Source organism: Kitasatospora sp. NPDC057198, assembly GCF_042670125.1.
In the GTDB taxonomy this organism is placed as follows: Bacteria; Actinomycetota; Actinomycetes; order Streptomycetales; family Streptomycetaceae; genus Kitasatospora.
On record NZ_JBHUWH010000321.1, the window covers coordinates 1 to 9,268 of the forward strand.

8 protein-coding genes are annotated in these 9,268 nt (G+C 72.3%); 6 read left to right on the forward strand and 2 right to left on the reverse strand.

What is annotated here, in order from left to right; translation table 11 throughout:
- Positions 1-58: 58 nt before the first annotated feature.
- Positions 59-1,693 (reverse strand): M4 family metallopeptidase, encoded by a 1,635-nt coding sequence (locus ACFUEL_RS28325; RefSeq protein WP_380239605.1) that lies wholly within the window; start codon positions 1,691-1,693, stop codon positions 59-61.
- 461 nt (positions 1,694-2,154) lie between these two features.
- Between ACFUEL_RS28325 and ACFUEL_RS28330 the strand changes: the two genes are divergently transcribed.
- The 4 genes from ACFUEL_RS28330 (at position 2,155) to ACFUEL_RS28345 (ending at position 6,018) form a co-directional block, all read left to right on the forward strand.
- Complete coding sequence (locus ACFUEL_RS28330; RefSeq protein ID WP_380239607.1) at positions 2,155-2,694, forward strand: MarR family winged helix-turn-helix transcriptional regulator; 540 nt, start codon at positions 2,155-2,157, stop codon at positions 2,692-2,694.
- Between the two features lie 73 nt (positions 2,695-2,767).
- A complete protein-coding gene (locus ACFUEL_RS28335; RefSeq protein ID WP_380239608.1) occupies positions 2,768-3,109 on the forward strand; it encodes a DUF3817 domain-containing protein in 342 nt (113 codons plus the stop codon).
- Positions 3,110-3,275: 166 nt separating this feature from the next.
- Positions 3,276-4,961, forward strand: a complete 1,686-nt coding sequence (locus ACFUEL_RS28340) for a methylmalonyl-CoA mutase (protein WP_380239609.1) — start codon at positions 3,276-3,278, stop codon at positions 4,959-4,961.
- Positions 4,962-5,136: 175 nt separating this feature from the next.
- Entirely contained in the window at positions 5,137-6,018 is an 882-nt protein-coding gene (locus ACFUEL_RS28345; RefSeq protein WP_380239610.1) for a sigma-70 family RNA polymerase sigma factor, read from the forward strand.
- A gap of 9 nt (positions 6,019-6,027) precedes the next feature.
- On the opposite strand, the gene ACFUEL_RS28350 is transcribed toward ACFUEL_RS28345, so the two are convergent.
- Positions 6,028-6,663, reverse strand: a complete 636-nt coding sequence (locus ACFUEL_RS28350) for a TetR/AcrR family transcriptional regulator (protein ID WP_380239611.1) — start codon at positions 6,661-6,663, stop codon at positions 6,028-6,030.
- Positions 6,664-7,010: 347 nt separating this feature from the next.
- On the opposite strand from ACFUEL_RS28350, the gene trxA reads away from it, so the two are divergent.
- On the forward strand, positions 7,011-7,991 hold the full coding sequence (gene trxA, locus ACFUEL_RS28355) for a thioredoxin (protein WP_380239612.1): 981 nt from the start codon (positions 7,011-7,013) through the stop codon (positions 7,989-7,991).
- Positions 7,992-8,546: 555 nt separating this feature from the next.
- Positions 8,547-9,194: a DUF6230 family protein gene (locus ACFUEL_RS28360; protein ID WP_380239613.1), complete on the forward strand. Its 648-nt coding sequence runs from the start codon at positions 8,547-8,549 to the stop codon at positions 9,192-9,194.
- Positions 9,195-9,268: the final 74 nt, after the last annotated feature.

The following is a 9,268-nucleotide window of genomic DNA, read 5'->3' on the forward strand; positions in this document are numbered from 1 at the left end:
GGCCGGGCCTCTTCGTGGGAGGCCCGGCCGCCGCGGGCTTTTCGTCAGCCGGTCGGCGTCAGTTGACGTTCACCGCGGTCCAGGTGGCCGCGACCGCGTTGTACTCGGCCGAGCCGGAGCCGTACAGGTCCTTCGCCGCGTTCAGGGTCGCCGTGCGGGCGCCCTTGTAGTTGGTGGTCGAGGTCATGTAGACGCTCAGCGCCCGGTACCAGATCTGCGCGGCCTTGGCCCGGCCGATGCCGGTCAGCGCCGCGCCGTTGTAGGTGGGCGAGTTGTAGCTGACGCCGTTGACCGTCTTGGCGCCGCTGCCCTCGGCCAGCAGGTAGAAGAAGTGGTTGGCGACGCCCGAGGAGTAGTGGACGTCCTTGCTGCCGACGGTGGAGGACCAGTAGTCGGCGGACGCGCCGTCCTTGGAGGGCTTGTCCATGTAGCGCAGCGGGGTGCCGTCGCCGTTGATGTTGATCAGCTCGCCGATCAGGTAGTCCGGGTTGTCCTTCGGCAGGTTGGCGTAGAACTCGACCATGGTGCCGAAGATGTCGGAGGTGGCCTCGTTCAGGCCGCCGGACTCGCCCGAGTAGTTGAGGCCCGCGGTGTTGGAGGTCACACCGTGGCTCATCTCGTGGCCGGAGACGTCGAGCTCGGTCAGCGGGTGGCTGTTGGAGGCGCCGTCGCCGTAGGTCATGCAGAAGCAGCTGTCGTCCCAGAACGCGTTGACGTAGTTGCGCCCGTAGTGGACCCGGCTGTACGCGCCGACGCCGTCGCCGCGGATGCCCGCCCGGCCGAAGGTGTTCTTGTAGAAGTCCCAGGTGACGGCCGCGCCGTACTGGGCGTCGACGGCCGCGGACTCGCCGTTGGAGGCCAGGCCGTTGCCCCAGGTGTTGGTGGACTTCGAGTAGAGGGTGCCCTTGCCCGAGGTCTTGTTGGCCAGCGTGGTGGTGTACTGGCCGCCGCGGGTGGCGTCCTTCAACTGGTACGCGCTGCCGGTGTAGTTGGTGGTCAGCGAGACGCTGCCGACGAACACGCCGTTGCCGGAGCCGGTCGCGTTGGAGGTCTGCACCTGCTCGTGGACGGAGAGCACCGCGCCGCTGTCGGCGTCGGTGACCAGCAGCTGGCGGCTGGGGGTGCCGTCCGCCCGGACGCCCTCCACGGTGGTGCGGTAGGCCAGCCGCGGGGCGCCGTCGGCGGCCCAGACCACCAGCTGGGCGCTGCCGCCGGCGCCGGAGACCGAGGTGAGGGCGGCCTCGTCGGCGTCCTTCGCGACGCCGACGGTGGCCTGCACCGCGCCGGTCGCCTTCGCGGCGGCCTGGGCGGCCGTCAGCTTCGGGCTCAGCGAGGCGGGGGCCAGGCTGCCGGACACGGCCTTGTCGCTGGACTTGACCTTGCCGTTGGCGGCCTGGTGCACGACCAGGTCGCCGCCGAGCACGGGCAGCCCGTCGTAGGTGCGCTCGTAGCGGAAGTGGCGGGTGCCGTCGGCGTCGACGACGGCGTCCTTGACGACCAGCTTCTCGTGCGCGCCCAGGCCCAGGGCCTTGGCGGCGGCGGGTGCCTGGGCGGCGGCCAGGGCGAGCTGGTCGGCCCGGCCGAGGGAGGACGGGGCGGGGGCGGCGTACGCCATGCCGGCGCTCACCTGGATCGCGCCGGCCAGCAGGGCCGAGGCAGAGAGAACGGCTCCGACAGCGAGCTTTCGCTTCACGTACGGGTTCCTTCCGGATCAACCGCGTGTGCGCGGTCGCACCTCGCTCCGGGGCACCGGGGTCAGTGCCTGCTGGGGCGGAACGGGTGCTGACGTGCAGCTCCGTGCGGTCAGGCGACAGCAGCCGGTGGGGTGGGCCGGCGGTGTCGAACGGGGCTGGCCAGAAGCATGACGAGGCGGCGGCGGCCCGGAACAGCGGTTCGGCAACTATTGGCAAACTCTCGCCAGGGGGTGGGTCACGGGCCGTCCGGGAAATCGGAGGTTTCGCCGCGAACCATGCCGCGCGGGCTGGGCGAAGGCCCAACTCCGGTGAAAACACTGAATATTGCCGGAATATGCACGGTAAAGGGCCGCCGCCGGGCCGGATCCGTCTGTTTGGCGTGATCCCGCCAAGCGGGGCGGCTTGTTCACCATCGTGGACACCTGCTACCCCCGTTCGCGCCCGCGGGTACGGTGGGGGCGTGCCCAAGCCCCTCGCCCTCGACTTCGACCCGATCGCCCGCGCCGACCAGCTCTGGACCCAGCGCTGGGGCAAGGTGCCGTCGATGGCGGCGATCACCTCGGTGATGCGCGCCCACCAGATCCTGCTCGCCCGGGTCGACGCGGTGGTCAAGCCCTACGGCCTCACCTTCGCCCGCTACGAGGCCCTGGTGCTGCTCACCTTCAGCCGCTCCGGCGAGCTCCCGCTCTCCAAGATCGGCGAGCGCCTGATGGTCCACCCCACCAGCGTCACCAACACCGTCGACCGCCTGGAGCGGGCCGGCCTGGTCACCCGCCGCCCCAACCCGCTGGACGGCCGCGGCGTGCTGGCCGCCATCACCGACCGCGGGCGCCAGGTCGTCGAGCGGGCCACCCGCGAACTCGTCGCCGTCGAGTTCGGCCTGGACGGCTACGACGCCGGCGCCTGCGCCGAGGTCTTCGAACTGCTGCGCCCGCTGCGGATCGCCGCCGGCGACTTCGCGGAGCCCGCCGGGGAGGGCCCCGACCGGGACGGCGCGTAGGGGCGGTTACCCTCGTACGAGCGGTGCGTCCGAGGTGGGCGCGACCGGCCCGAGCGAGGCGAGGAACGAGAAGATGAAGGCGACCCCCCTGCTGGGCTGGTACCGGGGCCTGGCGATCGCGACCGGTGTCGCGCTCCTGGTGTTCTGCGGGTTCATCGTCGCCAAGTACGGCTTCGACGCGGGCGCCGACGCCACCACGTACATCGCGATGGTGCACGGCTACCTCTACATCGGCTACTTCGTGGTGACCTTCCTGCTGGGCCAGAAGCTCAAGTGGGCGCCCGGCCGGATGATCGCCTTCCTGGCGGCCGGCTGCGTCCCGTTCGCCTCCTTCGTCGCCGAGCGCAAGGTGGTCGCCGAGGCCCGCGGCAAGCTCGCCCCCGCCCGGGCCGCCCGGGAGACCGCCGGCGTCTGACCCGACCCCCGAGCGCCCCTTCCCCGTCCGCCGGGGGAGGGGCGCTCTCCGTGTGTCGGAGGGTGGGCGTCGACAGGTACTAGGACGTCCGAGTAAATTGCTAGGACATCCAAGTAGTTCTGCCGCCCCCACGAGGAGCGGCCGCACGGAGCGGGAGTCGGAGCCGATGGACGCCGAGCAGATCGAGGCCGGGCGGCAGCGCTGGCAGCAGCGGTACGACGGGGCGCGCAAGCGCGACGCGGACTTCACCACCCTCAGCGGCGACACCGTCGAACCCGTCTACGGCCCCCCGCCCGGCCAGGACGTCGAGGGCTTCGAGCGGATCGGCTGGCCCGGCGAGTACCCCTACACCCGCGGCCTGCACCCCACCGGCTACCGCGGCCGGGCCTGGACCATCCGCCAGTTCGCCGGCTTCGGCAACGCCGAGCAGACCAACGAGCGCTACCGGATGATCCTGGAGGCCGGCGGCGGCGGCCTCTCGGTCGCCTTCGACATGCCCACCCTGATGGGCTACGACTCCGACGACGACCGCTCGCTCGGCGAGGTCGGCCACTGCGGCGTCGCGATCGACTCCGCCGCCGACATGGAGGTGCTGTTCCGCGGCATCCCGCTCGGCGAGGTCACCACCTCGATGACGATCAGCGGCCCGGCCGTCCCGGTCTTCTGCATGTACCTGGTGGCCGCAGAGCGCCAGGGCGTCGACCCCGCCGTCCTCAACGGCACCCTGCAGACCGACATCTTCAAGGAGTACATCGCGCAGAAGGAGTGGCTCTTCGCCCCCGAGCCCCACCTGCGCCTGATCGGCGACCTGATGGAGCACTGCGCCGCCGGCATCCCCGCCTACAAGCCGCTCTCGGTCTCCGGCTACCACATCCGCGAGGCCGGGGCCACGGCCGCCCAGGAGCTCGCCTACACCCTCGCCGACGGCCTGGCCTACGTCGAGCTCGGCCTCTCCCGCGGCCTCGACGTGGACGTGTTCGCCCCCGGCCTGTCCTTCTTCTTCGACGCCCACCTCGACTTCTTCGAGGAGATCGCCAAGTTCCGCGCCGCCCGCCGGATCTGGGCCCGCTGGATGCGCGACCACTTCGGCGCGAAGACCGACAAGGCGCAGTGGCTGCGCTTCCACACCCAGACCGCGGGCGTCTCGCTGACCGCCCAGCAGCCGTACAACAACGTGGTGCGCACCGCCGTCGAGGCGCTCTCCGCCGTCCTCGGCGGCACCAACTCGCTGCACACCAACGCCCTCGACGAGACGCTCGCCCTCCCCAGCGAGCAGGCCGCCGAGATCGCCCTGCGCACCCAGCAGGTGATCATGGAGGAGACCGGCGTCACCAACGTCGCCGACCCGCTCGGCGGCTCCTGGTACGTCGAGGCGCTCACCGACCGGATCGAGGCCCAGGCCGAGGAGATCTTCCGGAAGATCCTCGACAAGGGCAGCGCCGAGCACCCGATCGGCCCGATGACCTCCGGCATCCTGCGCGGCATCGAGGAGGGCTGGTTCACCGGCGAGATCGCCGAGGCCGCGTTCCGCTACCAGCAGGGCGTCGAGAAGGGCGACAAGCGGGTGGTCGGCGTCAACTGCCACCCCCGCAGCGTCACCCCCGAACTGGAGATCCTCCGGGTCAGCCACGAGGTCGAGCGCGAGCAGGTCCGCGCCCTGCGCGCGCGCAAGGCCGGGCGCGACGAGGCCGCCGTCCGCTCCGGCCTCGACGCCATGCTCACCGCCGCCCGCGAGGGCACCAACATGATCGAGCCGATGCTCCGCGCCGTCCGCGCCGAGGCCACCCTCGGTGAGATCTGCCACGCCCTGCGCGAGGAGTGGGGCACCTACCGGGAGAACGCCGCCTTCTAGCGCCCGCCCCGTCCCGCCCTCCGCCCCGCCCTCCGCCCCGCCCTCCGTCCCGCCCCCCGTCCCGCTCTCCGCCGCCGCTGGAGAACCGCTCGAGTCCGGCGGACAGCCGCTCCTGCGTACACCGATACTCGAAGCTCGGAGACCGGAACAGGACAGGACGAAGGGACACCGACGAATGGGTGGGGGAACGCTGCTCGCCGAGCGGTTCGAGACGCACCGGCCGAGGCTGCGGGCGGTGGCGTACCGGATGCTCGGGTCGTTCGGCGAGGCCGAGGACGTGGTGCAGGAGACCTGGCTGCGGCTGGACCGGCACGCCGAGGAGGTGGACAACCTCGGCGGCTGGCTCACCACCGTCGCGTCCCGGGTGTGCCTGAACGAGCTGCGCAGCCGGGAGCGGCGGCGCGAGGAGGAGCTGGACACCGCCGTCCCGGACCCGGTGCTGGCCGCGCCGGAGCGGGACGACCCGGAGGCGGCGGCGCTGCTGGGCGACCGGGTGGGGCTGGCGCTGCAGGTGGTGCTGGGCACGCTGGGCCCCTCCGAGCGGCTGGCGTTCGTGCTGCACGACCTGTTCGCGGTGCCGCTGGAGGACATCGCGCCGCTGCTGGACAAGTCCCCGGCGGCGGTGCGGCAGTCGGTCAGCCGGGCCCGCAGGCGGGTCAAGGAGCGGGCGCCGGAGCCGGACCGCGACCCGGCGGCGCAGCGGGCCGTGGTGGAGGCGTTCCTGGCGGCCTCCCGGGAGGGCGACTTCGAGGCCCTGGTGGCGGTGCTCGCCCCGGACGCGGTGCTGCGGGCGGACGGCGGGACGGCCATGGCGGCGCTCAGCAAGGTGATCCGCGGCAGCACGGTGATCGCGTCGTCGGCGCAGACCTTTCGGCACCTTGCGCCGTTCGCCCGCCCGGTCCTGGTCAACGGCACCTACGGCACGCTGACGGTGGTCGACGGCAAGCCGGTCTCGGTGATGTCGTTCACGGTGGTGGACGGCCGGGTCGCGCGGATCGACGTGCTGAGCGACCCGGACCGGCTGGCCGCGCTGCCGCTGCCGGAGCTGGACGGCTGACCGGGCGCGTCAGCGCAGCAGCCCCGGGAAGGGGCCCAGCAGCAGAGTGGTGAAGCGGCGGATCCAGTCCGGGGTGACGGGTTCGCCGCTCACCAGCAGCCGGTGCTCGACGGTCCCGGCGATGGTGTCGAAGATGATGCCGGTCTCCTCGTCGGCGGCCGCCGGATCCAGGTCGGGGTCCATCTCGCCGCGGGCCTGGGCGTTGGCCCGGCCGAGTTCGACCAGCACCTTCTGCGGCTGGACGATGCGCTCCCGGATGCGCCGGCGCAGCTGCGGGTCGCGGGAGCCCTCGGCGAACAGGGCGAGCAGCGCGGCCTGGGTCTCGGGGAGGGAGAGCAGTTCGGCGAAGCGGGCCACCACGGCCTCGATGTCGGCCTGCAGGCTGCCGCGGTCGGCGCACTCCAACTGGTCGAAGAGGCTGGCGATGGCGTCGACGACGAGTTCGCTCTTGGACGGCCAGCGCCGGTAGAGGGTGGTCTTGGCGACCCCGGCCCGCTGGGCGACGTCGCCCATGGTCAGGCCGCCCCAGCCGAGTTCGGCGAGCGCCTCGCGGGTGGCCTCCAGGATGGCCTGGTCGGCGGCGGCGCTGCGGGGCCGGCCCTTGCCGCGGCCGTGCTCGGCGGGCTGCCGGGTGGTGGGGGCCACCTCGCCTCCAGACTGTTTACTCAGAAGTAACTTTCGGGTCCCACGGTAGCGACCGGGCGCCCCGCCCGACAGCCGCCCGGTGCCGGAAAGTGGGGCAGCTCACGCTCCGGGAGGGGGCGGGGGGCTTGCGGGGGGAGCCCGGGAGGCAGATACGCTACGACCAGTAGCGAAAGAGCGACAACCGATCGCGCCCCGCCCTCTGGGATCGGGCGGGCGCCCGGCACCGGTGGGGACCGGCGCCGAACGGTACGAAGAACGGGCGGCCCCCGCCGGGGAGGCGGGCGGCTCGCCCGGTTTTTCCGGGCGGTTGGTGCCCGGCACCGGCCCCGGCGGGGGAGGATAGAGCCATGCAGTCACGGAATTCGCGTCTCAACAGCTCCGCCCTGCGCGGCGCGGTGGACCTCGCCGCGGTGAAGGCGGCCGGCGAGGCCGCCCAGAAGGCGGAGCAGACCCGGGCCGAGCGGGCCCGGCAGGCGGCGGCGGGCGAGGTCCCGGCGTCCGCGGACCACCCCCTGGTGCTGGACGTCACCGAGGAGACCTTCGAGGCCGAGGTGGTCCAGCGTTCGGCCGAGGTCCCGGTGGTGGTGGACTTCTGGGCCGAGTGGTGCGGCCCGTGCAAGCAGCTCAGCCCGGTGCTGGAGCGCCTCGCCGAGGAGTACGCGGGCCGGATCGTGCTCGCCAAGATCGACGTGGACAGCAACCAGCTGATCGCCCAGCAGTTCGGGATCCAGGGGATCCCGGCCGTGATGGCGGTGGTGGCGGGCCAGCTGGTGCCGCTGTTCCAGGGCGCCGAGAGCGAGGCGAACGTCCGCAAGATCCTCGACCAGCTGATCGCGGTGGCCGAGCAGCGCTTCGGCATCGTCGGCGGCCCGGCGGGCGGCGGCGAGGGCGCGGAGGCCGAGCCGCGGGTGCCGGCCGACCCGGCGCTGGAGGCGGCGCACGACGCGCTGGACCGGGGCGACCTGGCCGGCGCGGTGCGGGCGTACCAGAACGTGCTGAGCGACCGGCCGGGGCACGTCGAGGCCAAGCTCGGCCTGGCCCAGGCCCAGTTGCTGCAGCGGGTGGAGCAGCTCGACCCGCAGCAGGTGCGCGCCGACGCGGCGGCCGACCCGAAGGACGTGCCGGCCCAGCTCCGCGCCGCCGACCTGGACCTGGTCGGCGGGCACGTGGAGGACGCCTTCGGCCGCCTGGTCGACACCGTCGCCCGGACGTTCGGGGACGACCGGGACGCGGCCCGGCTGCGGCTGCTGGAGCTGTTCGAGGTGATCGGTCCGGAGGACCCGCGCACCGTGGCGGCCCGGCAGGCGCTGGCCCGGGTGCTGTTCTGAGGCACCCGGTGACACCTCGGGTGACCTGCGGTGTCGGCGGCGATTTGACGACTTTCGAGTGCCTTCGGGCTGCGTTTACCAAATCTTGATATCACCCCTCCGTCCTCACCGTATGTGAGGGCGGAGGGGTGTTTTATTGGCGTTTCTGCGAGTGAGCCTCGGTCGGACATGCGATTTTGGTCACTCTCCGTTGCATCGCCTTCGATTCCATGATCGACCCGGGCCACTGTTGGATTACCCGTCAGTAATGGACCTCTTGTGCTCAGCCCTGGATTGGAGAACGATCGGCGACGCCCGGTCCCTCGGCGACGAGGGGTCCCCACCGGGTGAGGGCAGGGGGGTAACCGCAGATCCCACGCGGCGGTTCCTGGCCTCACGACGGCCGCGCGGCCCGCGCGGCCGCACGGTTGTCGCTCGGGGGTGATCGCCGCTGCCGTCCCCACGGCCGCAGGCGCTCTCCGCTACCGAGGACGTAGCTCTCTCCCATCCCGGGCCGGACCACGTGCGGGACGCACCGGACCGGCCGGAGATGTACGTCCTAGAAGGAGGACTCACATGTCCCAGACCTACGGCAAGACCCGCTGGAAGCGCTTCGCCCTGGTGATGGTGCCCAGCATCGCGGCCACCGCCGCGATCGGCGTCTCGATGGCCAACTCCGTCCTGGCGGCCTCGTTCTCGATCTCCGGCCAGCAGTTCAAGGTCACCGTCGACGACCTGCGGGGCGACCGCTTCTCGCAGTTCGGCGGCGTCGACGCCGAGTCGAACGGGACCCCGCACCCGGTGGCCATCTCGGCCTTCGACACCGCCCACCTGAAGGGCCTGTGCCAGTCGGTGGTGACCGACCTCGGCGTGCTCGGCAAGTGGACCCTGGTCCTCAAGGCCGGCGACAGCGACAACGTCGACAAGCAGGTCTACGCGGAGAACCTGCTGATCGACCTGAACCAGCTGAACGCGGACGCCGAGTTCAAGAACATCAACATCGGCCAGGACGCCAAGACCCTGCCGGGCACCGCCCTGGACGACCTGCGCAAGGGCGGCAAGCTGCCCAGCGGCGACCACGGCTTCTCGCAGACCGCCGAGAGCGCCCACCTGACCGGCGTCCAGCAGACCGCCTGGGCCACCTCGGCGGGCACCTTCAAGCTCCCGGGCCTGCACCTCAGCCTGAACCAGCAGAAGGACGGCAACACCTACGAGTGCTACTGATCCGCGCCTGAGGGCCCGCCCGCCGGGCCCGCGCGGACCGGTGGTTCGGTGGGGGGGCCGCCCCCCCCCCCGGC